23 protein-coding genes are annotated in these 26,857 nt (G+C 49.7%); 12 read left to right on the forward strand and 11 right to left on the reverse strand.

Annotation, left to right across the window (positions count from 1 at the left end):
- Nucleotides 1–213 precede the first annotated feature (213 nt).
- Complete coding sequence (locus tag EFBL_RS19330) at nt 214–2,562, forward strand: immune inhibitor A domain-containing protein (RefSeq protein WP_096184366.1); 2,349 nt, start codon at nt 214–216, stop codon at nt 2,560–2,562.
- Nucleotides 2,563–3,380: 818 nt separating this feature from the next.
- On the opposite strand, the gene EFBL_RS19335 is transcribed toward EFBL_RS19330, so the two are convergent.
- Nucleotides 3,381–4,457 carry an isocitrate/isopropylmalate family dehydrogenase gene (locus EFBL_RS19335; protein ID WP_096184246.1) on the reverse strand — a complete coding sequence of 359 codons (1,077 nt, stop codon included), beginning with the start codon at nt 4,455–4,457 and terminating at the stop codon, nt 3,381–3,383.
- Between the two features lie 117 nt (nt 4,458–4,574).
- Nucleotides 4,575–5,324 carry an IclR family transcriptional regulator gene (locus tag EFBL_RS19340; RefSeq protein ID WP_096184248.1) on the reverse strand — a complete coding sequence of 250 codons (750 nt, stop codon included), beginning with the start codon at nt 5,322–5,324 and terminating at the stop codon, nt 4,575–4,577.
- Nucleotides 5,325–5,478: 154 nt separating this feature from the next.
- On the opposite strand from EFBL_RS19340, the gene EFBL_RS19345 reads away from it, so the two are divergent.
- Nucleotides 5,479–6,423, forward strand: a complete 945-nt coding sequence (locus EFBL_RS19345; RefSeq protein ID WP_096184250.1) for an amidase domain-containing protein — start codon at nt 5,479–5,481, stop codon at nt 6,421–6,423.
- 97 nt (nt 6,424–6,520) lie between these two features.
- Here the strand turns inward: EFBL_RS19345 and EFBL_RS19350 are convergent, their stop codons facing one another.
- Together EFBL_RS19350 and EFBL_RS19355 are read right to left on the reverse strand one after the other, a co-directional pair.
- Entirely contained in the window at nt 6,521–7,180 is a 660-nt protein-coding gene (locus tag EFBL_RS19350; protein ID WP_096184251.1) for a YcnI family copper-binding membrane protein, read from the reverse strand.
- A 45-nt stretch (nt 7,181–7,225) separates the two neighbouring features.
- Nucleotides 7,226–8,488, reverse strand: coding sequence for a copper resistance CopC/CopD family protein (locus EFBL_RS19355; protein WP_096184253.1), 1,263 nt, complete (start codon nt 8,486–8,488; stop codon nt 7,226–7,228).
- Between the two features lie 122 nt (nt 8,489–8,610).
- On the opposite strand from EFBL_RS19355, the gene EFBL_RS19360 reads away from it, so the two are divergent.
- The 5 genes from EFBL_RS19360 to EFBL_RS19380 all read left to right on the forward strand — a co-directional run bounded on the left by EFBL_RS19360 (nt 8,611) and on the right by EFBL_RS19380 (nt 12,821).
- Entirely contained in the window at nt 8,611–9,450 is an 840-nt protein-coding gene (locus EFBL_RS19360) for a sensor histidine kinase (RefSeq protein ID WP_096184254.1), read from the forward strand.
- A complete protein-coding gene (locus EFBL_RS19365) occupies nt 9,411–10,103 on the forward strand; it encodes a response regulator (RefSeq protein ID WP_096184256.1) in 693 nt (230 codons plus the stop codon). The genes EFBL_RS19360 and EFBL_RS19365 overlap by 40 nt, the downstream gene beginning before the upstream one ends.
- A 79-nt stretch (nt 10,104–10,182) precedes the next feature.
- Nucleotides 10,183–10,641 carry a tRNA (uridine(34)/cytosine(34)/5-carboxymethylaminomethyluridine(34)-2'-O)-methyltransferase TrmL gene (gene trmL, locus EFBL_RS19370; protein ID WP_096184258.1) on the forward strand — a complete coding sequence of 153 codons (459 nt, stop codon included), beginning with the start codon at nt 10,183–10,185 and terminating at the stop codon, nt 10,639–10,641.
- 17 nt (nt 10,642–10,658) lie between these two features.
- On the forward strand, nt 10,659–11,390 hold the full coding sequence (locus EFBL_RS19375; protein WP_096184260.1) for an HAD family hydrolase: 732 nt from the start codon (nt 10,659–10,661) through the stop codon (nt 11,388–11,390).
- Between the two features lie 141 nt (nt 11,391–11,531).
- Nucleotides 11,532–12,821, forward strand: coding sequence for a helix-turn-helix transcriptional regulator (locus EFBL_RS19380; protein ID WP_096184262.1), 1,290 nt, complete (start codon nt 11,532–11,534; stop codon nt 12,819–12,821).
- A gap of 32 nt (nt 12,822–12,853) precedes the next feature.
- Here the strand turns inward: EFBL_RS19380 and EFBL_RS19385 are convergent, their stop codons facing one another.
- Entirely contained in the window at nt 12,854–13,402 is a 549-nt protein-coding gene (locus tag EFBL_RS19385; RefSeq protein ID WP_165912626.1) for a TetR/AcrR family transcriptional regulator, read from the reverse strand.
- A gap of 347 nt (nt 13,403–13,749) precedes the next feature.
- Between EFBL_RS19385 and EFBL_RS19390 the strand changes: the two genes are divergently transcribed.
- The 3 genes from EFBL_RS19390 (at nt 13,750) to EFBL_RS19400 (ending at nt 18,421) form a co-directional block, all read left to right on the forward strand.
- Nucleotides 13,750–15,648 carry a PrkA family serine protein kinase gene (locus EFBL_RS19390; RefSeq protein ID WP_096184265.1) on the forward strand — a complete coding sequence of 633 codons (1,899 nt, stop codon included), beginning with the start codon at nt 13,750–13,752 and terminating at the stop codon, nt 15,646–15,648.
- Between the two features lie 104 nt (nt 15,649–15,752).
- Nucleotides 15,753–16,907: a sporulation protein YhbH gene (gene yhbH, locus EFBL_RS19395; RefSeq protein ID WP_096184267.1), complete on the forward strand. Its 1,155-nt coding sequence runs from the start codon at nt 15,753–15,755 to the stop codon at nt 16,905–16,907.
- Nucleotides 16,908–17,002: 95 nt separating this feature from the next.
- Nucleotides 17,003–18,421 (forward strand): SpoVR family protein, encoded by a 1,419-nt coding sequence (locus EFBL_RS19400; RefSeq protein WP_096184269.1) that lies wholly within the window; start codon nt 17,003–17,005, stop codon nt 18,419–18,421.
- 65 nt (nt 18,422–18,486) lie between these two features.
- On the opposite strand, the gene EFBL_RS19405 is transcribed toward EFBL_RS19400, so the two are convergent.
- Nucleotides 18,487–18,831 carry a YhjD family protein gene (locus EFBL_RS19405; protein ID WP_096184271.1) on the reverse strand — a complete coding sequence of 115 codons (345 nt, stop codon included), beginning with the start codon at nt 18,829–18,831 and terminating at the stop codon, nt 18,487–18,489.
- A 260-nt stretch (nt 18,832–19,091) separates the two neighbouring features.
- Between EFBL_RS19405 and EFBL_RS19410 the strand changes: the two genes are divergently transcribed.
- A complete protein-coding gene (locus EFBL_RS19410; RefSeq protein ID WP_096184273.1) occupies nt 19,092–20,174 on the forward strand; it encodes a glucose-1-phosphate thymidylyltransferase in 1,083 nt (360 codons plus the stop codon).
- A gap of 45 nt (nt 20,175–20,219) precedes the next feature.
- On the opposite strand, the gene EFBL_RS19415 is transcribed toward EFBL_RS19410, so the two are convergent.
- The 5 genes from EFBL_RS19415 to EFBL_RS19435 form a co-directional block, all read right to left on the reverse strand.
- A complete protein-coding gene (locus tag EFBL_RS19415) occupies nt 20,220–21,134 on the reverse strand; it encodes an NAD-dependent epimerase/dehydratase family protein (RefSeq protein ID WP_096184275.1) in 915 nt (304 codons plus the stop codon).
- 18 nt (nt 21,135–21,152) lie between these two features.
- Nucleotides 21,153–22,118 carry an NAD-dependent epimerase/dehydratase family protein gene (locus EFBL_RS19420; RefSeq protein WP_096184277.1) on the reverse strand — a complete coding sequence of 322 codons (966 nt, stop codon included), beginning with the start codon at nt 22,116–22,118 and terminating at the stop codon, nt 21,153–21,155.
- Between the two features lie 11 nt (nt 22,119–22,129).
- The gene (locus EFBL_RS19425; RefSeq protein WP_096184279.1) at nt 22,130–23,404 is read right to left on the reverse strand and encodes a nucleotide sugar dehydrogenase; all 1,275 of its coding nucleotides are present in this window, start codon (nt 23,402–23,404) and stop codon (nt 22,130–22,132) included.
- Nucleotides 23,405–23,583: 179 nt separating this feature from the next.
- A complete protein-coding gene (locus EFBL_RS19430; RefSeq protein ID WP_096184281.1) occupies nt 23,584–23,841 on the reverse strand; it encodes a hypothetical protein in 258 nt (85 codons plus the stop codon).
- Nucleotides 23,842–23,938: 97 nt separating this feature from the next.
- Nucleotides 23,939–25,531: a glycosyltransferase gene (locus EFBL_RS19435; RefSeq protein ID WP_165912625.1), complete on the reverse strand. Its 1,593-nt coding sequence runs from the start codon at nt 25,529–25,531 to the stop codon at nt 23,939–23,941.
- A gap of 267 nt (nt 25,532–25,798) precedes the next feature.
- Here EFBL_RS19435 and EFBL_RS19440 point away from each other — a divergent pair, with 267 nt between their 5' ends.
- Nucleotides 25,799–26,857: a mannose-1-phosphate guanylyltransferase gene (locus EFBL_RS19440; protein WP_096184285.1), complete on the forward strand. Its 1,059-nt coding sequence runs from the start codon at nt 25,799–25,801 to the stop codon at nt 26,855–26,857.

The raw sequence follows: 26,857 nt of genomic DNA on the forward strand, positions 1-26,857 counted from the left end.
ACCTCCCTGCTATAAGCTATGAAGCAGGTGCGAAAATGGATTCGGCAGGATGCGTGCGCTTAATTTACAATATTTAACTATTAAGTCGAAAAAAATCGAAAATTATATCTATTATTTTCCTGGAAACTATTATATAGTTTAGTTGAATCGCAGTAACAAAGGGGGACGAATAGCTTGAAGAAGTTGGTATCATCCACACTGGCCGCTGCCTTGATGGGATCTCTTCTGGCATTTCCCGTCGCAAGTGTGCCAACGGCTGAAGCGGCCAAGAACGGGTCGCTGCTGGAATCCGCACCCGTCGATCCGAACATCATTCCGGAAGAGTTGCTTGCAGAAGCATTGAAAAAACGGGGAATTATACCGGCAAACGCATCTGCCGAACAGGTGAAAAAAGCCATGAACAACTACATAGTAAAGAAATCGCCGGAAGCTGCTCCTGCGCAAGATTTCAAACGTCCGGATGAGATCGAGAAGAAAGCGAAGGAATTTATCAAAGAACAGAAACAACGGATCAAGCAGAAACTTGCCGACAAGAAGATCGACCAGATATTGGACGGCAAACTGGACAAGCAGCTTGAGAAGAAGGGAATCCCCGTTCCGGAAGCCAGGCAAGCTTCCTATAACGGTCCGGTACGTACAGACAAAGTCCTCGTGTTGCTTACGGAGTTCAGTGATTTTAAACATAACAACGTGGAACAGCGTCCCGGTTTCATGTGGGCGGAAGATTTCAACCGCGAACATTACCAGAAACTGATGTTTGGCGACGAAAACTTTACGCTGTTTGACGGCTCCAGGGTGCAAACCTTCAAGCAATACTATGAAGAACAATCGGGCGGCAGCTATACCGTTGATGGGGTTGTGTCCGATTGGTTGACGGTTCCCGGCACCGCCAGGGAGTATGGGGATGACAATCCGGCGGGCGGCCACGACAACCTGGCGCCGAAAGGTCCGCGGGATCTGGTAAGGGATGCATTGAATGCGGCAGCTGCAAGCGGTATTAACCTTGCTGATTTTGACGAGTTTGATCTCTATGACCTTGACGGTGACGGCGATCAAAATGAGCCGGACGGCCTGATTGACCACCTGATGATCATTCATGCGGGTACCGGTCAGGAAGCGGGCGGCGGTCAACTGGGTGACGATGCGATCTGGTCCCATCGCTGGACACTTGGCCGTGTCTATGCAGTTCCCAACACCACCGCAAAAGTGGATTACTGGGGAGGCCAGATGGCAGCATTTGATTACACCATTCAGCCGGAAGACGGGGCAGTCGGCGTGTTCGCCCATGAATTTGGACATGACCTGGGGCTGCCTGATGAATATGACACTCTATACAGCGGGCAAGGTGAGCCGGTTGGCGTATGGTCCATCATGAGCGGCGGCAGCTGGGCAGGCAAGATTGCCGGTACCGCACCCGTAAGTTTCAGCCCGCAGAATAAAGAATTCTTCCAGAAGACGATGGGCGGCAACTGGGCGAAGATCAAAGAAATCAATTATGACGAGATTGACAGCATCGGAAAGGCTTTCCTAATCGACCAGAGCGTAACCAAATCCAAAATGCCGGGCATCGTCAAGGTCAACTTGCCCGATAAACCGGTTAAGGGAATTGACCCCGCCTTTGGCAAACAATACTATTACAGCACCAAAGGCGACGGTCTGCATACCGAAATGACCACCCCGGTATTTGATCTGGTATATGCCAAAGAGGCAGCGTTTGATTACAAAGCTTACTTTGACATTGAATACGATTATGATTTCCTGTATGTGGACGTATTGGACGAGAACGGCACCGAATTGAATCAGATCGACGTCATCGGCGATGAGGACACCGACGGGGATGCCCGTGCAGAATCTTCCAAAGGTCAGTGGGTGGACAAGTCCTACGATTTGAGTCCGTTTGCGGGAAAGAAAGTGAAGCTTCGCTTTAGTTACGTAACTGACGGCGGTTTGGCTTATGACGGTTTTGCCCTGGACAATGCAACTTTGACGGTCGACGGCAATGTCGTATTTTCCGATGACGCGGAAGAAACTCCGAAGTTTGAATTGAACGGGTTCCGTGTATCCAACGGCATCGACTATAAGAAACACTATTACTACCTCGAGTGGAGAAACTATGCGGGTGCCGACGCCGCTCTTCAATATGCGCGCGGAGCGAAGTACAACACCGGTCTCGTTATCTGGTACGGCGACGACAGCTATCTGGATAACTGGGTAGGCATTCATCCGGGCGAAGGATTCCTTGGGGTTGTGGATTCCCACGCTCACAATGTTCTCTACTTCGATGTGAACGGTCAAAAGACTACGGCAAATTCAACCCGTTACCAAATTGCGGACGCTGCGTTCTCTTATGATCAAGCTCCGGCTTGGGATTACACTCATCCGACCTGGGGTCACATCACATCTTCCGGTGCGGATGGCGTGACCAAGTTTGATGACTCTCAGTCCTACATCAACAGCGAGATCCCTGATGCAGGCCGCAAAGTACCGAAATACGGCCTGAAGATCCAGGTGATCGGCGAAGCGAAAGACAACTCCGCCGGCGCGGTTTGGATCCGAAAGTAAGTTAGTGGATAAGAGGACCCAGCCTTTTGGCTGGGTCTTTGTTGTTGTTTGGTTTGGTAGGACTGATTATCAGCCTTATTTTTAGAACTATGAGGTGATTCTATGGCCATTTTTCTATACACTCTAATCTTAACGGTACCCCTGGTCTATTTCTTGTTCAGAAGGTTCGGTGTATCATATCCCTTATCTCGATAGACTCTGATTTTACTAATCTTTTCTGCCCTGGCTACCGGGGCTCTTGGGCAGAATTATGGTCAAAGCCGCATTCCTGGCATCTATGACGGTATCTCTACTTCTAATAACCTTGCGACATTTATTATTGGTTACGATGGCTGGTCTCAACAGTTGTTTAAGGCTTATCATGAAGGATTTACTAACGCCTCGCTTATTCTGATGGGGTTATACGTGTTTTTCCTATTAGTTGAATCAACAGTATATCAAAGGAGAAAGAATAAAAAGGAATTGTAAAGATGCAAAAAACGCAATTGGAATTTTTGCTGGTTTAGAGTGGAAATCCTTTATTCGATAAAAAAAGACGGGCTGATCCATTCATGGGGCATCCCCTGCATACAAATTAGGGGTTTTGAGGTACTTATTTCTAGATTTTGGCGGGCAATTTTTATAATAGGGGATTTCTAGACGCTTATCCCCGGGGGTTAAGGGGGCGAGGGGTGTAAAAGAGCCAAATAAGTCCCTCAGAATCCCTTACTTTAGGAATTGAGAGTTATAACACAAAATAAATCCCTCAAAATCCCTTAATTGAATGACGAGGCTATAGGGCTGTGCCCATAAGTAGGTATCTACAGCCCTTTTTCTTTCTAAGCCAACGTGCTCCAGACTTCCAGCTTGGTTTTCACCCGACGGATCACTTCGTCGGTGAATTCGCGGGTTCCTGTGGAACCGCCAAGGTCGGAGGTGCGGGTTCCTTCGACGATCGCTTCCAGCGTGCTTTCATAGATGGCACGGGATACCCGATCCGCCTGTTCGTCCTGGAAGAAGGACAGGAGAGCCGCTCCGGCGAGGATCATCGCCATCGGATTGGCTACATTCTTCCCGAACAGGGACGGTGCGGTTCCGTGCGGTGCCTCCGCCATCACCGTTTGCGGGTTGTAGTGTTCGTCAAACGCAATCAACAGGGACTCCGCACCGGCAATCGATCCAAACATCTGCAGCACCAGATCGGACAGGCAGTCGCCGTCCCGGTTGAGCGCCGGAATCACCAGCGGTTCCCCATAACTATTGAGCAGCAGCGCATATGTAGCATCGATCAGCTGCGGTTCATACCGAACGTCCGGGTTCTTGGCAGCTGCCCGGTCCAGTTCTTCTTTCAGCATTCCTTCATAGACGGGGGATACTGTGTATTTCGGTCCGCCAAACACTTTGGCCCTCATCCGGCGGGCCTGGATAAAGGAGAATTCGGCAACACCGCGGCATACACGACGGCTGATCTTCTCCGTACGGAAAGCCAATTCGTCAAGCCCCTCCCCTTCCCTCCATTCCTTTGCACCATATGCATCATCAACCGCCATGCGAACGACCGAAATGGGGGCGTGAATTCCAGGAAGCGGATTGACGCCGGGAATTCGACGGCCGGTACGGATGATAACAGTTCCGTCAATTCCTTTCCGCAATATAGCGTTGGGGGAACCTACATCTCCAGGGGTCTCCGGTGTGATGGTGGCAGCTTTGATTCCATAACCGGTATTCTTCATGGCCTTGGCTGCATCATGCACAATCTGGTTGTTGGTTGCACGGCGATTCTCCAAGGAAAGATCAAAACGTTGAAACTCTATATCCAGTCCGGTAACGGATGGATCCAGCACGCGCAACGCTTCTTCCAGAAGCTCTTGCCCGGTTTGATCGCCTTCCATTACTACTACAGTTTTCTTCTCCATAGATTCCACCTCTATACAAAATGCTCACGAGTTTCCTGCAAACTGACAACGCCGGTTAGGATAATTTATGCACCATAGCCTTCCCAACCGGGGCCATGGTGCATGCGTTACTCAATCTTATCGGGTCAACATTTTGCCGATCAGTGTGGCTGTTTTCTGGGCTGCCGGAATGAATCGCTTTACGGCTTCCGGGGTAAAACGGTCGACCGGACCTGAGATGGACAAGGCAGCCACAATTTGATTATCCCGTCCGAAGATGGGAACGGCCAGGGCAGCCGCTCCAGCCTCCCGTTCCTCAATGGAGATTGCATATCCATTCTCCCGCGTTTGGGCCAGTTTGTTCTTAAAGTCGGATTTGGACAGTTCTTTCGGCCAATTGGGATCATTCATCACTTCCTGGACGAACAGTGGGTCCGCCCAAGCAAGCAGAACCTTCCCGGAGGCACCGATATAAAGCGGGAATCGCTGCCCGATGTTGGCCACACGTCGAACCGGTTGGTTGCTTTCCACCGCTTGGGTTCGAATGCGTTCTTTTCCGGCGCGAATGTATAGGGAAATCGTTTCCCCAACTTCATCACGAAGGTGTGTCATCTCGGGGACAACAATAGACGCCAGATCGTCGGACTGATAGACGTTGCTGACCAGTTCCAGCACGCTCCAGCCCAACCTGTATTTTTCCGTTTGCGGATGGCGGCGGATAAACCCTTTGCTCTCAAGTGATGCCAATAACCGGTGCACCGTGCTTTTGTGCAGGCCCACTTTTTTTGCAATGTCACTTAACCCCAATTCCATTTCGGTACCGGAAAAGCAAAGAAGTATGTCCAAAGCCCTTTCCACTGCCCTAACAGTACCCTTATCCCGCTCCATGACAACACCTCCCCGCAAGAGTCAAAAGTTTCATTATATGGAACAATGTTTCACACAATAGTATACCACAACGAAAGGAATTGATAAATGGGTATTTCACCACGCCAGGTGCCCCTGCATATTTTAGACTAATCGCTTGAAGGAGGGCTCCGTGGTGAATACAGAGTGGCGACAAGCAATCCGGAATTTTTATGAAGCCAAAAACAAGGCGTGGCTGACCGGAGACGGGGAGAATCTGGTGAAGATGGCCAGCCGGCCGGAAGCCATCCGAGCTTGTTTGAAAGATATTGAAGCTCTGCGACGATCGGCCCTTGCCCGGGGTGTGCAATACCGCAAGAGTCGGACCAATGTGAAGATCCTGAAAACAACACCGGTCAGGGATGGAAAAATCAGAGTTGACCTGCTGGAACAGATGACCTGGATTTACAATGACGGGGTGGAAGTCGATCACCAGGCGAGGCTGCAGCCGATTCGTGTGACCCTTGATCATTCGGAAGGCAGGTGGAAGATTGAGAAGCTCGATTCGATCGGGGAAAAAGAGGAAAGAAGCTTGATCAAGGGCCAGCTGGATTTCCGCGCCTTTGACCATGAGTTGGGCACCCGTCAGGCCCGGTATGACAGAAGGAAAGCGCAGCGGTACGCGGAGCTTTGGTGGAACGGATTCAATCCTCAATACAAGAAGTTTGAAGTGGATTGTACAAACTATGTGTCCCAATGCATGCATGCGGGTGGCATGCCGATGGCTTTCAATCCGCGGAAAGACCGCGGCTGGTGGTACCGGCATCAAGGGGGAAATGCCTCCTGGAGCTACAGCTGGGCAGTGGCCCACGCCCTCAGATGGTATCTGGAAGGGTCGGGCCGTGCAGCAGTAGTGACAAACCCGCAACAGTTAAAAATCGGGGACGTAATCTGTTACGACTGGGAAGGTGACGGAATGTGGCAGCATAACACAATCGTGGTGGACTTTAACCATGAAGGCATGCCGCTGGTGAATGCCCACACCGTGGCCAGCCAAAGAAGGTACTGGGATTACAAGGACAGCTACGCCTGGACGGAGCAGACGAAGTATCGGTTTTTTCATATCAAGGATGCGTTTTGATTGAGACTTCAAAGATGCGCTTTCCCTTGTGGACAGCCGCATCTTTGAAGCACCCTGTGAAGGGCTCTGACTGGGAGCCCCCTTTATCATGTGCGTATCAGGCTTTCTTGCGGAATAAACCGATGAGCGAGAGCAGAAGCGCCGCTCCGGAAAGAAACCATGGCCCCAGATTGCTGTTTGTTGCGGAAGCGCCGTTCTCTTTGCCAGCCTCGTGTTTCGGTTGTGGGACCGTTTCCTTCTTTGTGTCTTGGGAATTGTCATTATGACTCCCGTGGGAATCGGTGTCTTTCTCTGCTTCTTTCAAAGTGACTGTGGGAGCCGGTGTTTTGGCATCCGGAGCGCCCGTCCACTCCACAACCGAACCATCTGCATAGGTCTGATAGGACTTCCAGATAAGGGTGCCGGCTTCCTTCGGATTCTTGGCGGAAATGCCAAACTCCATGAACTCGTGAGGTTTGATTCCGCCGGCTGTCGCGGTCCATGTAATGGCGGTGAATTGTCCGTCACCACTCTTCTCAAATTCATAACTCCAGCCTGGAACGGGAAGCACCGTACCTACCTTAACCCCCTGTGGGAATTCAATCCGTACTTTCGTTGTGTTGGTCTCTTTTTCAACGGGTACCCGAATGGTATATCTTTCGTAGGAATCCGATTTGGACTCCTTCGGCCAGACGGTGACATGGGCGCTTGCCGTGCCGCTCCAAACCAGAACGGATGCACCAAGTACAAGAATGGCTGCAGTTTTTTGCATTGTCATTTCGATTCCCTCCGCTAAATGTTTTTGTCTATGAAACTTTTTTGATTAGGGCAAAGGATACTTGATTTGACTCAGCCAGACCCCGGCAGCCAGAACGAGAACTCCGGCTATCCACTCCCATTGCAGCAAGCATGGTGATAACAAGCGAGAATTCTTTCTCCACTGCAGGGTTTGCCGTAATGCGAGACCCAGCATGGCCAGCACCAGGCCGATTTTTCCCAGCAACAGAGTTGACCAGAGTCCGGCCTTTGCCGTCAGTATCCACCAGTCTGTCTGAATATTGGTCATGACGATCCCGGACAAAACAGTCATAGCAGAAGCTGCAAACACAACCTTCACGAAAAAGGGGCGCAGTGCCGCACGGTTAATCGGCTGGTTTACACGACTCTCCCGCATTAGAGCGACAACTAGCCAACTCATCGCGCCAAGCCATAAAGCCAGCGCAAGCAAATGCAGGATACGGAACAACAGGGCAAGCCAAACCGGTTCCACACCCCATGCGTGACCACTGAAAGCAAAACTGGCGACAAGCATTGCCCATAGACCAAGGTACCAACTCTTCTGCATCTGAGGCAGGGCGAGCAATGCCAGAAGTCCCAATTGGATTACCAGCACCACGGCAAAGGGAATTTGCTTCAGGGCTGACCAATCTCCCGCACGGAGCAGGGATGCACTGATGGAATTCGGCAGGTAAGTCAGGTAAGCAAGCAATTCTGCCGCAGTTATTGTGGCAAGCAGGATCAACCCTGCTATTCGAAGTTTCGATAGCGAAGAAACCAAATCAGGAAAGCCTCGTTTGCCCGCCCAACAGGAAAACCATAAGAAACCGCCTGCAATCAACAGGATCGACTCAGCAAGAAACCGAAGGACAAGCAGGATCGGTTCCACAGAATTAGCAAGTTGATTCTTAATTGGAGATACGGGTACCGCTTCCGATGTTTCTTTCCCTACCGAGAAACGGAAAGAGTCAGTTACGGGATGCCCGTCTTCGGACAGAACACTCCATCTGACCGTGTAGGTACCTTCCTTCAGCGGAGGAACGTCTGTAAGCATCCGCTTGGCGTTATCCCTTGCAATGCGAATCTCAACCGGGGTCACCGAAACGCCGTTTCCATCAAGAATCTCCAGATCCACTGCCTCTCGTTCCAAAAACTCATTGAAATCCAGAACAATCTGTTCGGGGCTTTCGTCCAGGACCGCCCCGTCCTTTGGATCGGTTCCCGTCAAGTTTGCATGAGCAGAAACAGTGCCTGTACTGACCCATAACGTCAACAGCAACACAACTAGCCAAGTTCCGATTCGTGTCATATTTCCCTCCGCCCTTTGGACATTTTTACTCTATCAGGTTTCGTTTTGACTGCGAATTACCCGAGTGGGCTATTTTTTAAAACAATTCTTGGTATTATAAAAGGAATGGAAGGGGGAGCGGGATGTCCTACAGGCAGATCAAATGGATGATTATCTTGATTCCCATGATCACGATTCAGGTTTGGGAGTACGTAAGGCATGAATATTTGCATCCGTTTATTTCGATGCGTATCGGCAACTGGTTGTCGGCGCTGCTTGTATTTGTAGTGACACTGTGGCTGGCCATGAAACTGTTCAGGCGAATGGAACAGATGCAGGATGAATTAAACCGGGAACGGGCCTACAAGGCCGTATTGGTGGAGAGAGAAAGAATTGCGAGGGAACTGCATGACGGGATTGCGCAGTCGTTGTTTCTCCTGTCGGTGAAAACTCACAAACTGGAAGAAGACTGCCCGGATGGACACAAGGAACAGATACGGGGTATCAAGGAGACGGTTCGCAAAGTCCATGATCATGTAAGGCAGGCCATCTCGAACTTGCGGTTGCCTCCTGCCGCCACAGTGGCACCCTGGAAGGAGTCGATCAGGGCTTTCGTCAGAAATTTTGAAGAGGAAAGCAGGTTGCAGGCAACCCTTGATTGGGATAAGAGCGGTGAACTGGAGACGATGCTGTCGCCCAAGGATAAAATGGAGATTGTTTCCTGCGTACGGGAAGCCTTGATGAACATTCGGAAGCATTCCCATGCACGACAGGTTCGAATTCTCTTCCGAACGGAAGTTGGTGGCTGGAGCCTTGTGGTGGAAGATGACGGGCAGGGAATTCAGGGGGACCCCTTTGGAGATCCGTCCCGTTATGGATTGCGAATGATGCGGGAGCGGGCAGCTGAAATGGGGTGGAAGTTTACCGTTTATTCCAAAGACGGATGGACCCGCCTGGAAATAAGGAAGGAGGGAGCCGGGTGACGTTTCGGGTATTGGTAGCCGATGATCATGAACATGCCAGAGAAGGAATTCGGGAACTTCTCATGCTTGACTCACAGTTTGATCTGGTCGGGGAAGCTCATAACGGGATTGAAGCTATTGAGATGACAGACCGGTTGGACCCCGACCTGATTTTGATGGATATAAACATGCCTTTGATGAACGGCCTGGAAGCGACAAAGAGAATCAAGGCACGGCATCCTTCCGTCAAGATTATCATGATTACCGTCTCTGACGATATTGCCGATCTGTTTGAAGCTCTCAAAAAAGGGGCCCAGGGGTATCTGCTGAAAAATCTGGAACCTTCCGTGTGGCTTGGATATCTGAAAGAGGTGGCCCTTGACGAGACGCCTATGTCGCGGGAACTGGCGGTAAAATTGCTGCACGAATTCACCCAAAGGGAACGGCAATCATCCAAGGTTACCCCGCTTTCGGAGCGTGAACAGGAAGTATTGGAGTGGGTTGCCATGGGACACACCAACCGTGAGATAGCGGAAAACCTCTATATCTCCGAGAATACGGTAAAAAACCACTTGAAAAATATCATGCAAAAGCTGCATCTCGAGAACAGGGTTCAATTGACAAGTTATGCCTATGAACAAGGGTGGATCCACAAAAGCAAGGAAAAAGAGTAACAGTTGCAGCAAGTTGCAACCCCTTTCGGGTTTGAGGTAATCTTAAAGATATTACAGTTGAAGGAAGTCCGTTTTCATCATGCATATTGTACTTGTAGAACCGGAAATCCCCGCGAATACGGGCAATATCTCACGAACCTGCGCCGCTACGGGCATTACCCTGCACCTGGTGCGCCCGCTCGGATTTTCCACCGACGACAGGCAATTGAAGCGTGCCGGACTTGATTACTGGCACCTTCTGGACCTGCATTATCACGACAGTTTCGCGGATTTGCAGGCCAAATATCCGCACGGGCGCTTTTTTTATGCCTCCACCAAGGGGAAGAAACGGTATACCGATTTTACATACCGGCCCGATGATTTTTTTGTGTTCGGCAAAGAAACCAAGGGGCTGCCGGACGACCTGATTCAGGCGAATCTCGACACCTGCATTCGCATTCCGCTTGTTGAAGGGGCGCGTTCCCTGAACCTGTCCAACGCGGTAGCGATTGTGGTGTTTGAGGCGCTCAGGCAGTTGGGATTCCCGGATTTGAGGTAGAATGAGGAGTGGAAGATATGCTGAACACCTTGCTGTTTGATTTGGACGGCACCCTGCTGCCCATGGATAACGATCATTTTACGAAAGGCTATTTCAAACACCTGATTCCCCGCGTGATGCACCTGATAGACCAGGACAAGTTCATCAAACAGTTATGGGCCTCCACCGAAGCCATGGTTCGAAGCGACGACGCATCCAGGACCAACGAGCAGGTCTTCAAGGAGGATTTCCTGGGCAAGAGCGGAATTCGGGAAGAGGAGATCTGGCCGATCCTGGTCGACTTCTACCAAGGGGAGTTCCATCAGTTGAGCCACTTGACCAGCCCCACCCCACTGGCCCGCAAGGCGGTTGAGACTGCCATGGAGAAAGGGTATTCGGTGGTGTTGGCGACCAACCCGCTTTTCCCGAGAGCGGCAATTGAAGCGAGGATGAAATGGGCCAACATTGAGGACCTTCCCTTTGAGCTGGTGACCACCTTGGAAGAGATGCACTTCTGTAAACCAAACCTCAGCTATTACAAGGAAATCCTGCAAAAGATCGGCAGGAAGCCCGATGAGTGCATGATGATCGGCAACGACGGGTTTGAGGACATGATTGCCGGCAAACTGGGCATGCAAACGTATCTGGTCACCGACTGCCTGATTGAACGGAACCTGCTGAGCGATCCTATTCACCAGCAAGGCACCATGGAAAATTTGCTTGAGTTTATCAAGGGACTGCCGGATCTCAAAGGGGCACGGGTTGTGTGAAGACGACCCCGGGTCCAACCCGGTAACTGATGTTGAATAAGGGTGCCGCCTTTGGCGGCTCTTTTTCATGTATGAAAATCTTTAACCCCGTTAATACTGACTAACAGCAAAAATACCAGTATTTAGAAAGCGGGGATACCCATGACCAAAACTCTTGGCCAGAAAATTCGTGAACTTCGCATGCAAAAAGGTCTGACCCAAGGAGATCTGGGCGGCGGTAAGGTAACGCCAAGCATGATCTCGCAGATTGAGGCAGACAAAGCCAATCCGTCTCACAGACTGCTGAAGTGGATATCGGACAAGCTGGAGACACCGATTGAATATTTCCTGACCGACATGCAGCTGCAAAGCGAAAAAATCAGTTCCTTCCGGTTTGCGAAAGCGTTGATAGAAGCGGGGGAACCGCGGCAGGCCATCTCCATTCTGGAGACTCTCGCGGACGGCCAGTCCCTGCCCATGCACCAACAGGAGATTCAGCGGGAACTGGCGTTCTGCTATCGCAGTGTGGGCAGACTGGAAGAAGCGCTGGAAATGTTGGAAGAAGTATTGTCGGCATCTCTCATGAAACGGGATACTTCCGCCATGGTGCAAATCCTGAAGGAGATGGGGATGCTTGAGAAAGAGCGGCACAATTACCGGTTGGCCATCTACCACTGGAATCGGGCCAATCGTTTGTTGGAAGAAACGCAACCTGTCAATTCACTGGAATGGGCCGATTTGCTCCGGAATCTGGCTGCGCTGCACAGGGATCTTGGTGAGATGGATCTGGCGAAGTCCACGTATGAGAAGGCAATGACACTGCTATCCGGCACCTCCGATCTGAAGGGAATCGCCGATACTTATCTGAACCTCAGCCGCTTGTACCGGGAAACGGGTGAATACGAGAAAGCGACCGCTTATGCTGAGCATGCTCTCAGCATAAACAAAAGCTTGAACGACCTGAAAGCGATGATCCGGATCCGGGAGATGAACGCCGTTCTGAAGGCGGAAGCGGGTAGGGTTCAGGAGGCGATTGATGCTCTTGTTCAGTGTCTGGAGGAGTACGAAAAGTACGGATTTGGCGACCGGTTCGCATCTGTGCATGGCGCTCTTTCGAACATTTATCTGCGCGAAAGGCAGTTTGACAAAGCCCGATATCATTGTCAACTGGCACTTGAGAAAGCGGCGGACGAGGCGGAGAAGGCTGCTTTGTACCGTACATGGGCGAAGACTGCCAAAGAGATGGGACAGTTGGAAGATGCAATGGAAGCCGCTTTGAAGTCGGTCAACTTTTTCACGCGGGCCAATCTGCCGCGGGACCTTGCATACTCCTATTCACTGCTGGGCGATCTGTACAAGGAATCGGGCAATTACTCCGGCGCGGTCCAAGCTCTTGAGAATATGAGGATGGCCATGGAGACCAACCTCAAGGAACGGGGAATCGTGTTATAATTGTACAAAGGGGCCGCTGCCGGGCCCCTTATCTATTTCCTCAATCCCTGCAATAGAATGGAGCTGGTCTGTTTGAACAGCTCGTCCGTTTTGTAGATCTTCCGGCTGTACAGTTGGTGCAAAGATGTGATGGCGGCTCCCCCAAACACCGTCCATGCGGCGGATTCCGGGTCTGTTTGTCTGCAGTCTCCTTCTTCCATGGCCTGACGGATAAATTCTTCCAGCAGGGAAATGTATTCGGTGAGCATTCGACGGAACTCTTTCTGCCGTTCTTCCGCACCCCAGCCTTCCCGCAGCATGATGATGCAGAAATCCCGGTAATGATCGAAGAAAGCGATTTGTTGCCGGATGGCGGCCTCCAATTTTTGAATCCCCTTCATCTCGGGCCGGATCATTTCCCGAACCGACTCCTGCAGCAGATCAATTCCTTCCTCCACCAGAAAGAGGAACAAGTCTTCCTTGCTCTTGAAATGATAATAGATCGTTCCTTTGGCGACATTGGCGCGGGCAGCAATGTCATCCATTGTCGCTCTGTCAAACCCGCGATCGGAAAAAATGTCGATGGCGGCCTGGAATATCATGTTTGTTTTATCCTGACGCACGAATCTCTCACCACACCCCTATTCACTCTATTACCTCACCCTACCACATTTATTCCCCATCTGCAAACACTTCCTGTCCCAAAGAAAAAGCCCCTTCCCTTGGAAACGGACAAGGGGAGCTTGCATACAAATAGTTATACAAACAGGATTTCCACAATATACTGATCAAAAGCATAATGGCACCCAGGAGTTTAAGGCAAGGGCCTTTCAACCGGCATAGGATTCCCTGGTGAGAATACCCGGACTGGCATGGATTTATTGGAGCCCCCACAGAGTGACGCGCTTCTGGTCACATGCGGGGAGTTTTTGACTCAGGGGGAGTGAGGATGGACATTCTCGAAAAGTTGAATGCATATAGGGCTCAGGAACAGCAACTCGCCTGGGAAGGAAGGTTTGTCGACTATCTTGACCTGGTCCGCAAAAATCCGAAGATTGCCGAAACCGCACATTCCCGTATATACCATATGATCGAATCTGCCGGTATTGACACAGATGAACAGGGACGCAAACACTACAGATTCTTTGAGAGTGAGATATTTGGACTCGATGTGGCGCTGGAGCGGCTGGTGGAGGAATATTTTCATTCCGCGGCACGGCGTTTGGATGTCAGAAAGCGGATTTTGCTGCTGATGGGGCCGGTCAGCGGGGGCAAGTCCACCATTGTCACCATGTTAAAAAGAGGGCTGGAACGGTATTCCCGTACGGATGAAGGGGCGGTCTACGCGATCAAAGGGTGCCCCATGCACGAAGAACCGCTGCATCTGATCCCCCAGGAGCTGCGCCCCGATTTTGAACAGGCGCTTGGAGTCAGGATTGAAGGAAACCTCTGCCCTTCCTGCCGGATTAGGCTGCAGCAGGATTATAACGGGAAGATTGAAGACGTCCTGGTGGAACGGATCCTCTTCTCGGAAGATGAGCGGGTCGGGATCGGAACCTTCTCTCCATCCGATCCGAAATCCCAGGATATTGCCGATTTGACGGGGAGTATCGACTTTTCCACCATTTCGGTGTATGGTTCGGAGTCTGACCCGCGCGCTTACCGGTTTGACGGCGAATTGAACAAAGCCAATCGCGGGCTGATGGAATTTCAGGAAATGCTGAAATGTGATGAGAAGTTTCTTTGGCATTTGCTGTCCCTGACACAGGAAGGGAACTTCAAGGCGGGGCGCTTTGCTCTCATCTCGGCGGATGAGATGATCATCGCCCACACGAATGAAACAGAGTACAAAGCTTTTATCGCCAACAAGAAAAACGAAGCCTTGCAATCGCGCATGATTGTGATGCCGATTCCCTACAATTTGCGAGTGACGGATGAAGTCAAGATCTACGAAAAGCTGGTCAGGCAAAGCGATCTCAAGAACGTTCACATTGCGCCCCATGCACTGAGAACAGCCGCCATCTTCTCCATCCTGACACGCTTGAAAGAGTCGAAAAAACAGGGCATGGACCTGGTGAAGAAGATGTACCTGTATGACGGCAGTTCGGTGGAAGGATTCAAGGAAAAAGACGTTCAGGAACTTCGTGCGGAATCGCCGGACGAGGGAATGAGCGGAATCGACCCGCGGTATGTAATCAACCGCATCTCCAGTGCATTGATTCGAAGAGACACCGCCTGCATCAATGCGCTTGATGTATTGAGAGCCATTAAGGAAGGGCTGGATCAACATCCGTCCATCACCAGGGACGAGCGGGAGAAACTGCTGAACTATATCTCCATCGCCCGCAAAGAGTATGACGATGAGGCGAAGAAAGAAGTGCAGAAGGCATTTGTTTACTCCTATGAAGAATCGGCCAAGACACTTCTTGAAAACTACCTGGACAATGTGGAAGCGTATTGCAATTGGCAGAAGATCAAAGACCCGATTACCGGAGAAGAGATCGACCCGGATGAAAAGCTGATGCGGTCCATCGAGGAACAAATCGGCATCTCGGAAAACGCGAAGAAAGCATTCAGGGAAGAGATTCTGATTCGTATCTCCACTTATGCGAGACGCGGCAAGAAATTTGACTACAACTCGCACGAACGTCTGCGGGAAGCCATAGAGCGGAAACTGTTCGCCGACCTGAAGGATGTGGTCAAGATCACCACCTCCACCAAGACCCCCGATGCAACCCAACTGAAGAAGATCAACGAAGTGACGAAACGATTGATTGACGAGCATGGCTATTGTCCCGTTTGCGCCAACGAGCTGCTCCGCTACACCGGCAGTCTCTTAAACCGCTAAGTTGCCACCTGCGGGGTGTTTGTTCAGGGACGAGTTGCGAAGCATTTGAATACTATGATAATGGACATCTCAATCCAAATGTTTACGGGAAGGAGGGAACGCGCATGACTAGGCCCAATTTTATCCTCTCGCGGGAGGATTGGTCACTGCATCGCAAAGGCTATCAGGATCAACAGCGGCATCAGGAGAAAGTGAAGGAAGCCATCAAGAAGAATCTGGCAGATTTGATTACCGAAGAAAGCCTCATCATGACCGACGGCAGGCAGATCATCAAAGTCCCAATCCGTTCCCTGGATGAGTACCGTTTTCGATTCAACTACAACAAACAGCCGCATGGAGGGCAGGGGGACGGATCGTCCAAGCCGGGCGACGTTCTCGGACGCGACGGGGATCCCAAACAGGCTCCTGGGCAGGGAGAAGGTGCCGGAGATCAACCGGGAGTCGACTACTTCGAAGCGGAAGTGTCCGTGGAAGAGCTGGAAAACATTCTGTTTGAGAACCTGGAACTTCCCAATCTCAAGCAGAAAACACAAGATGACATTACAGTTCCCGATGTACGGTTTACCGATATCCGCAAAAAAGGGCTCACAGGCAATATCGACAAGAAACGCACCATCATGGAAACTCTCAAGCGCAACGCCTTGGCGGGACAGCCGGGAATTCACGGCATCAAGCCGGATGATTTGCGGTACAAGACCTGGGAGGAAGTTCGCATTCCCCGGAGCAACGCGGTGGTTCTGGCCATGATGGATACGTCCGGTTCCATGGGCTCTTTCGAAAAGTACATTGCCCGCAGTTTCTTTTTCTGGATGGTCCGGTTCCTCAGAACGAAATACGAACATGTGGACATCCAGTTCATTGCCCACCATACGGAAGCGAAGATCGTTACGGAGGAAGAGTTTTTCACCAAAGGAGAAAGCGGGGGCACCATCTGTTCATCCGCTTACCAATTGGCTCTGGATCTTGTCCATCAACGGTATCATCCCGATCGTTACAATGTATATCCTTTCCACTTCTCGGACGGGGACAATCTGACCTCCGACAATGAAAAATGTGTCCGCATCATCCGGGAACTTACATCCCTTTGCAACATTTTCGGCTACGGAGAGGTTAACCAGTACAACCGCAGTTCCACTCTGATGAATGCGTTCAAGTACATTCAGGATCCCAAATTCAAGACGATTCTGATTCGGGAGAAAAGCGAAGTCTATAAAGCTCTGACCACTTTCTTCGCACGAAGCGAACAATTGGTGTCTTAGGACACCTGGAGAAGAGCCAGTTGCGCCTGGGCACCGGGGCCCCGTGAATCTGCGGATAGGCCACGAGTGCCCGGTCGTGCTATGGGGGGACTGAAATGACTAACGAAGAAATCAGGAAACTTGAAGCCTCAATCGATCAGATGATGAAACTTGCCCGATCTTTCGGGCTTGATTTTTATGAAATGCGGTTCGAGATCTGTCCGGCAGACATCATCTACACATTTGGCGCTTACGGCATGCCGACCCGATTTTCCCATTGGAGTTTCGGGAAAGCCTTCCACCGCATGAAGATGCAGTACGATTTCGGACTGAGCCGCATCTACGAACTGGTCATCAACTCCGACCCGTGTTACGCCTTTCTGCTTGACGGGAACACGTTGATCCAGAACAAACTGGTGTCCGCGCACGTACTGGCCCACTGCGATTTCTTCAAGAACAACGCCCGGTTCGCCCATACTTCCCGCTATATGGTGGAGAGCATGGCAGTGTCAGCCGATCGCATCCGGTCTTATGAGATCCAATACGGGAAAAACGCGGTGGAAGAACTTCTGGATGCGGCGCTTGCCATTCAGGAACACATCGACCCTTCCTTCGTGGGCAGAAAACGTCCCCGCGAAGATGTGGTGCCGAAAGAGAAAAAGCCGGACGTGAAGTCGCCTTACCAGGATTTGTGGGATCTTGACAGATCCGACCGCAAGGAAAAACCGAATCAGGAGGAACCCGTTCCGCAAAAAATACCCGCCAGACCCGAGAAAGACCTGGTTCTGTTCATTATGGAACACAGCAAAATCTTAACCGATTGGCAGCGGGACGTTCTGTCGATGATCCGGGATGAAATGCTCTACTTCTGGCCGCAGCTGGAAACCAAGATCATGAATGAAGGCTGGGCGACCTATTGGCACCTGCGCATCATGCGCGAACTGGATCTGACGGAGGAGGAAACCATCGATTTTGCCCGGATGCATGCGGGGGTGGTCCTGCCGTCACGGACCAGCATTAACCCTTACCACGTTGGGCTCAAGATGTGGGAGGATATCGAGAAACGCTGGAACAATCCGACCAGGGAAGAACGGGAACGGTGGGGACGGCAACCCGGCAAGGGCCGGGAGAAGATGTTTGAAATCCGGGAAGCGGAGTCGGACATTTCCTTCCTGCGCAACTACCTGACCAAGGATCTGGTCGAGGAAATGGATCTCTACCTGTACCAAAAGGTCGGAAACGAGTGGAAGATTGTGGAGAAAGACTGGGAGAAGGTTCGCGATCAGCTGTGTGCGGCCCGGGTGAACGGAGGATTCCCGGTGCTGCTGGTGCAGGACGGCGACTACCTGCGCAACGGGGAACTCTACATCAAGCATGAATACGAAGGGGTCGAACTGGACATCAAGTATGTGGAGAAGACCCTTCCCTATGTCCATCGCCTCTGGGGCCGCCCGGTCCATCTGGAAACCGTCCTGGAGAACCGATCGGTGCTGTTCACGTATGACGGGAAGAAGTCGCACCGAAAGTTTTTGTAATTCTATACCCGTAGCCAAAGCAAGCCAGCTCCTATTCGAGAGAGTCCGGCTTGCTTCAATCTTTTTCACTCTAAAATATGCTTCAGCCTTCCCTGTACTTCTGCAGCGAGCATGGGCATCGGGAATATGGCCTCTTTAATGATGTTGTTTTCTTTGTACTTTACAAAGATATCGAATTCCCGCCATTCTTCCTCAACGATAAACACGGCGTTTCTTCGCAAAGTTCTTTTGATTTCAATTAACTCGTCTGTCAATTTTTTATGCAACGGTTCAAACAGACCCTGTATCCAGACGTCACCACGGCCGGAGGATAGTTGTTTAATATCTTTTGCGTCCAGTCGAATACATTCCATCATGATCGACCGCAAAAACATTTCACGAAGCAGAGCTGTGGCACGGAATTCGATCATACTTTACCACCTTATACGAACTTGTGTTCTATATTATATTCAAGGACATACGTTCGTATCAAGTGGAACAAAATAACAACAAAGGAGCCGGTTGGCAGGGATCATCTGTTTGCTAACGGATCAGGAAGACAAAAAAGAAAGAAAAGGGCTCCCGCACAGGGAAGTACGCCGTGTCCCAGTCCCCTATCCGATTCATACGCTAACCTATAAAGCTGGGTAAATGGAACTCATTTTTTACTGTCGGATAGGGGGAGGTCAAAATGAAAGGATTGATCCTTTGCGGTGGAAGAGGGACTCGGCTGCGCCCCTATAGCTATTCAAGACCCAAACATCTCCTGCCGGTAGCCAACCGTCCTGTAATCGCATATGTGATCGATAAAATGCGGCAAGCGGGCATTCGAGAAATTGGGATTGTGGTCCCTCCTTATTTCCGTTTTCAATTTGAAGAAGTGCTGGGTCAATATTCGGGTGATGTTGCCCTTTCTTTCATTGAACAGCCGGAGGCGAAAGGATTGGCTCATGCTGTCGGGATGGCACGCGATTTTATCGGGAACGATCCGTTCCTGCTTTTTCTGGGGGACAATTTCTACGATGGAAAGCTCAATGAATTGATCGAACGGTTCAGAAAAGAAGGACCGGAAGCATTGCTTCTTGTAAGTCAGGTTCAGAATCCCAGCCAATTTGGAGTGGTTGAGTTTAAGGGTTCCCAAATCGTTCGTCTATGGGAAAAGCCGAAGGATCCTCCCAGTTCTTATGCGATAATTGGGGTTTATATCCTGACACCGAAAATATTTGATGTTATCGATGATTTGCGTCCCTCCGCCCGGGGAGAATACGAGCTTACTGACGCCATACAAGGCTTGATCGACAAGGGGTATGCGGTGACTGCCAGCCCTTGCCGTTCCTGGTGGAAAGACACCGGTCAACCAAAAGATTTGCTTGCATGCAACCGGCAGGTTCTATTAAATCTGCAAGGGGAAATCCGTGGTTCCAACGTTACCATTGTATCATCAATGATTCAGGAACCGGTTGTAATTGAGACGGGAGCCTACATTGAGGATTCGGTTATTCGCGGACCAGTGTCTATCGGTATCGGTGCAAGAATCATCAGATCTTACGTAGGGCCCTTCACGTCGGTTGGGGAAGGAGTGCATCTTGTGGATGCCGAAATCGAGAACAGCATTGTGTTGAATGGTTCACATGTTAAAAAAGTCTCGAAAAGAATTGATGAAAGCATTATTGGAAGTGAGGTCCAAATCGAAGGAAGCCGTGGGAACCCCCGATCAATACGGATGAATGTGGGCGATCACACCACAATGTTCCTTCCCATAGAGGATGAATAACAGGATTGCCCGTAATTGAACTTACCAAGTACGGGCAACCAATTGTCAGTTCCGAAATACGGAGTTATAGGTTTCCAGAAGACCTGTATTCAGATCGTATTTGGGAATCCACCCCATTTTGTTATAAGCCTTTTTGTTGTGCAGACAACTGTGTTTGATATCTCCCGGCCTTTCATGTTCATGTACAACTGGCAACTTGGAACCGTGGATTCGGTTTAACACCGAAACCAGTTGGTTGATGGAGGTCCGGGTCGCGGTCCCAACGTGAATAACTTCCTGGTCCGCTTGTTGTATGGCTGCGAGATTTGCGTTTACTACGTCCTTCACATATACGAAGTCCCGTGTTTGTTCTCCGTCTCCATGTATCACGAGGGGAAGACTTTTATGAATGCGGTCGAGAAAAATGGATACTACTCCCCCTTCCCCTTTAGGCGTTTGTCGGGGACCGTAAACGTTTGCGTATCTTAAAATTGTGTAGGGAATTCCGTACATCTGATGAAACAAACGGACAAACGATTCCGATGTCAATTTGGAAGTTCCGTAGAACGAAATCGGGTCAGCCGGATCCTCTTCGCGAATCAGATCTTTCTTTAAGTCTCCGTATACGGCACAGGAAGAAGCGTAAATGAATTTTTTCACAGACGCCTGGCAACAGCCTTCCAATACGTTAATCGTTCCTACAATATTCACGCTGGCATCAAAGTCGGGTTCCCGAATCGAACGCAGTACATCGACCTGAGCGGCTTCGTGAAACACTACATCGGGCCGTTGGCGAACAATCAGATCTTTTGCTTCTTTGCTGCACACATCCAATACGTGTAGGCTGGCATTGGGGTTAACATTTTCAGGTCGTCCAGTTGACAGGTTGTCAATCACATGAACGTCAGCCCCTATCGTTACAAGTTCGTCAACTAAATGAGATCCGATAAACCCCGCTCCCCCGGTGACAATGGCTTTCATTTTTTTCACCTCCGATTCTTAAGTGAGGTTGTTCCGGTACCATTCAATGCTTCTGCGCAATCCTTCTTCAAGGGAAATTGTCGGTTTGTAGCCTAGAACCGATTTTGAACGGGTGAGGTCGGGAATGCGCGCTCTCATGTCTTCGTAGCCAGGACCATATGCTGCGTCATAGGGAACATATACAATCGGAGACGAAGAACCGGTGAGTTGACGTATGGTGGCCGCCAAATCGCGAATGGTGATGGGGTGATCGGAACCAATGTTGAACGCAAGTCCGTTTGCTCTGGGACCAAGTGCAGCCACCGTTCCTGACACTGTATCCTGGATGTACGTGAAGCATCTGGATTGCGTACCGTCTCCATAAACTTCAATGGGTTCGTTGTTTAAGGCCGCTCTTATGAAGCGAGGGACCACACCCCCATACTGTGAGGAAGTTTGTCCCGGTCCGTATGCATTGAAGTAGCGAACTACGGTAACCGGAAGGCCTTTCTCCGCATAGGCAAAGGCAAAATGTTCGTCAATTGCTTTCGCTGTGGAATAACACCAGCGGTGAATCGAGGGAGCCCCCAGGACTCGGTCGGAATCCTCTTTGAAAGGCAGTTTCTCATTCTTGCCATAAATTTCGGATGTGGACGCCAGCACGACTTTTGCCCGGACTTTATGGGCTGCTTCCAATACATTACGTGTTCCGTCAATGTTCACTTCCATCAGTTTTAGCGGATTTTCGACCGTGTTTTTTACACCCAGAACCGCGGCCAGATGGAAAACCGCATCACAGTTTTCGACGAGTTTCCGGACAGTGTCCCGGTCGGCAGCCGTATCATGAACAAATGTGTGATTGTTGTGGGTTAATGCCCGATCTAGATATTCCAACTTACCGTTCGACAGGTCATCCAAAGTCAACACCTTGTGACCGATTTGCAAGAGTCTATTGACAAGATGCGACCCAATAAACCCCGCCCCTCCGGTAACAAGAATCTTCATGTCGATCCCTCCTAGAGCAAGATCACATTGGAACGTTGCTTTAAGTGTTTGGTTGCATTTCGAGTGTCGATGACAAGAGGCGAATGGGTTACGATCTGCTCATACGGAATTCGGGTATGATCCGTAAGAATCAATGAGCAATCGTGCTGTTTCACAGACCTGTGTGTGAGGGTAATCCTCTTTAAGCGCTTATCCTGAATTTGAATTTCATCAACATAGGGGTCGTAGAAATTTACCGTGGCACCGGTATTCATCAGGTTTTCGATCACCTTCAACGCCCGTGATTCGCGCAAATCATCGACATCTTTTTTGTACGTAACTCCAATTACAAGAATCCGGCAATCTGACAGAGGTTTTGACGAAAGGCACGTTCGAACTTTTTCAACCACAAAGTCGGGCATTTTTTCGTTAATTTTGTGGGCCAGTTCAATAAATTCCACGTCAAAGTTGTAATCTTTTGCTTTCGCTGACAGATACAAGGGGTCTACCGGGATGCAGTGGCCGCCGATTCCCGGTCCGGGATAGTAAGGGGTGAAACCGTAAGGTTTCGTTCGTGCGGCTTCGATGACTTCCCACAGATCGATATTCATTGCGTTGCAAAGCATAACCAGTTCGTTAACGAAGGAGATATTGATCAGACGTTGGCTGTTTTCAAGAAGTTTGGTCATTTCGGCTGCCTTGGAGGAAGATACTACGACTACTTGATCAAAAATGGATTCATAGACTTTTTTCCCAATTTCTGCGCAATATCTCGTTACCCCGCCCAATACCTTTGGGATTTCATGCAGCTTAAATTGTGTATGGCCCGGATCGATTCGTTCGGGAGAAAACACAAGGAATATATCTTTTCCGACTTTAAGCCCGGTCGATTCGATTATGGGAAGCAGTACCTCTTCGGTAGTTCCGGGATAAGTCGTGCTCTCCAAGCTGACCAATTGTCCGGCCCTAAGATAGGGGAGGGCATTTTGCATCGCATCCCGGACATATTTGAGATCCGGTCTTGCATGATCGTCCAATGGGGTTGGCACACATAGAATTACTGCTTCCGCATTTGTAATTGTTTCATAGGAAGCAGCGACATAAAATTTGCCTTTGGCAAACATGTTTCTGATATCCGTATTGGTAAAATCGGACAGATAGCTTTGCCGTTTGGCAAGCAGTTCTATCTTGGCCGCATCGACATCAATGCCATAAACGGTATGACCGTTCTCAAGAAACAAACGCGCAAGCGGAAGACCTACATATCCAAGGCCTATAATTGCTACAGAATAGGTGTTATTTTCCATGACTCTACTCCTTTCCCAAAAAATAAGTTGTTGACCGTACCTTATCCTACGGGGCCAACCCTTTTTTGGTATGGATTCGTGTCCAAGCAGGTATAAAAATGGTAGATTTGCCAGTGATAAAATTGCACAAAAGCCAATGCAAAGGCCCCCTGTGGGTACAGGGGGCCTATTATGGTACGTTAAGACATTAAACTGGTTCCGGGACCGGTGCCGGGTGCTGTTCCGGGACCTGTGTTTGGACCGGTACCAGGGCCGGTATAGGGCGCTGTTCCAGGATTTAAGGCTCTTTCTTTGTCTATTGCCTTTGCCCGGCTTTTGGTTTTGCCGGATTTGTCTTTCCCGCCGTTTTTAGAACCCTTTATCGATTTTTTCCATTCCTTCGTAATGTCGATCAGTTTTTTCTTTCCTTTGTCCTCTTTGTCCTTTGTTTTTGGCATTAGATCGCCTCCCGGGATTTGATGGTTTGACTACACTACATTCTATTTTGGAGAAATCCGAGGAGTTTGGACGTTTTCAGCAAGGAATTCGCCCTTTTTAAGCAGAATCTGAAGGAATCTCAATGTCTATTTTTAACGCTGAAGATTCAGGCACCCAAATTTTTTGCGAATGTGATCCGTACGTTTCGGCAAAACAAGTCAGGGCATAGTTGCCGGGCTGCAAGTTCCGGATCGAGTATTCTCCGCGCTTATCCGTTGAAACAGTTTGCAATACAATTCCGGACATATCAACCAAGTGAACAAATGCATTTGACACTGTCGCCTGAGTGCTTTTCAGTTTTACTTGACCAAACAAATCAGCGACGGGAGGTACCTCGATATCGCCCGTCTTGGCCAATCTATCGTATTTTTTCTTTAATTCTTCCGTATAGCAAGGATCCGGAATTTGTGGAAACCTTAAACATGATCCAGCGCAGCGTCTTAAAGAATTTTCCATTGCCTCGTGATAAACCCCCAAAGTTCGTTCCACCATGGTTCCTAATCTCCAGTCATTCTGTGATTGCCTCCTCGCCGCCTCGGACTGTCGACGGTACAGGTCCCTGTTTTCCAGCAGCAATAGCATTTTTTCAAAGAGTTGACGATAATTTCCTGGTTCCACAAGCATGCCGTTTTTTCCGTCTTCAAGCAATTCGACGATTCCTCCGACTTTGGAAGCGACCACGGGTTTACCAACGGTCTGTGCCTCGATTACGGCAAACGGGAGGTTATCCTGGAGGGAAGGAAGCACGACGATATCGGCAAGAGACAGAAGAGCCGGAACATCCATACGATCTCCCAAAAACTTCACGTATTCATACAGACCAAGTTCAAATGCCTGTTCCTCAAGGTCTTTTCGCATGATTCCGTCACCAATCAGCCAGCAAACGAAATCCTTTCTTTTTTGGACAAGAAGCGACAGCGCCTTGAGCAGGTAAGTATGTCCCTTGATGGCTACCAAACGGGCCGGGCAGGCGATGATCTTTTTGCCGGTTTCATCGGGGATCGGCTCCGTTTGTTGTAATCTTTTCTGAAACGTTTTCGGGTCCAGGCCATAGGGGATGATATGCTGTTGGGGATGTGAAATTTGAAAAGCGGAAAGGCGGCTGGAAAGCCAGCGGCTTGGTAGAATCAGATAATCTGCCGACATGGCGCCATAAAATTCCTCCATCGCCAGGTACTCTTGTTCGAGGCTGGTACGGACTTGAATTTCCCCGTTGACGATCCATTCTGTCGCCAGGCAGCCATGAATCGTAGCTACCAGAGGAGTCAAAGGGGGTTTTGCCCTTGCGCAGGAAAAGGTTGACAGAATGTCCTGTGTATGAATGATGTCGTAGGAATCGAGCCCCATTTCCCGGAATGCAGTCTCACATATATATTTTTCGATCTCGCGCCGGGCCATCCAAGGGGTAAGCACGGTTTCCAGCTGTCGATACTTATTGAGTACCTCCGATTCGACATGCTGCAGAAGAGAGAGTTTACTGATTTCCGTGCCGCGTTTTAGCAAGTAAAACTTTGTCAGATCCGGGTGCTGCGCCAGAATTTCCACTTTGTGCCCCAGATCTTCAAGTTGACGTCGTAATGCATCCACATATGTTGATACCCCTCCGATATGCGGAAGGGGCCAGTAGGTTGCCAAAAGAATTTGCAACACAGGTCTTTCTCTCCTCTCTTCTCCTCTTGCCATTTAAAAAATTTCTTACAGTTCTCAATATATTCCGCGCTCGGCGATTTGCTATTTGCTCCCGCAAAGCGGCCGCTCGTTTTGATCGAACCAGCCAATGGGGAAGATGCCTTTCCGGAATGCAGGAGGGCATTTCTTTTATTGCGATCTTGAGGGGTCAAATGCCGTTTCGATTTGTTGGACGAAATAATATGCTAGAACGAAACGACTGGCGGAGGAGTTAGGAGGTAGGATATTTTGTTGAAAGCAGTGATCATGGCAGGTGGTAACGGCACCAGACTCTGGCCGAAAAGCAAGCCTGATTTCCCTAAACAATTTATTCCTTTTTTCAACGGACAATCCATGTTTCAAAAAACGGTCAACCGGTTGGCCACTTTTATGCGTTTTGAAGACATTTATGTGATTACGACGGAAAAATACATTCCGTATGTGAAAGAACAAACGGAGCTGCCTGATGAAAATATCATTGTCGAACCGGCAGCAAAGGATACTGCCGCTTGTATCGGACTGGCGGCCATCCATTTTTTGAAAAAAAATATCGATCCGGTTTTGATCACTCTCCCCTCCGATCAGTATATCGATGGTGAAGAGGCTTTCCAAACCGCAATCATGACAGCTTATCAACAGGCGAAAAAATCTCCGGGTGTCGTCACGGTAGGTATCAAACCAAACAGGCCAGAGACAGCGTATGGCTATATAAAAGTAAAAGAAGGGGGAGCCGGCCTTGCTTTGCCTGTTGAAAGATTTACCGAAAAACCTGACCTGGAAACGGCCAGGCGATGGATTGATGTCCCCCAGTATTATTGGAACAGCGGGATTTTTGTTTGGAAAGCGTCTGTCATTCGGTCTTTGATTGAACAGCATATGCCGCTGTTGGCCGGCAGTCTCCGAAGAATCCAGGCTTCGATTGGAAAATCGGACGCAAACCATATTTTGCAGCAAGAGTATATGGATTTGCATAAAATCTCGATCGACTACGGTGTATTGGAGAAAGCCACATGCATTTATCTTGTGCCGGGATCTTTTGTATGGGATGACTTGGGCAATTGGACCGCACTGGAAAGACTGATTGACAAAGATCGCGAAGGGAATGTTGTGGTAGGCGAACATGAACTGCTGGATACAAACAATTGCATCATCTACAGCGAAAAGGCTTTCGTCGGAGCCATCGGTTTGGAGGATCTGATCATTACCGTAACCGACCAGGCTGTCCTTATTTGCCATAAAGACAAGGAACAGGAGATCAAAAAACTTTTTTTAAAAAATACTTACCGCCGGACCGGGAAGGAAGAGTAG

The organism is Effusibacillus lacus (assembly GCF_002335525.1).
Classification (GTDB): Bacteria; Bacillota; Bacilli; order Tumebacillales; family Effusibacillaceae; genus Effusibacillus; species Effusibacillus lacus.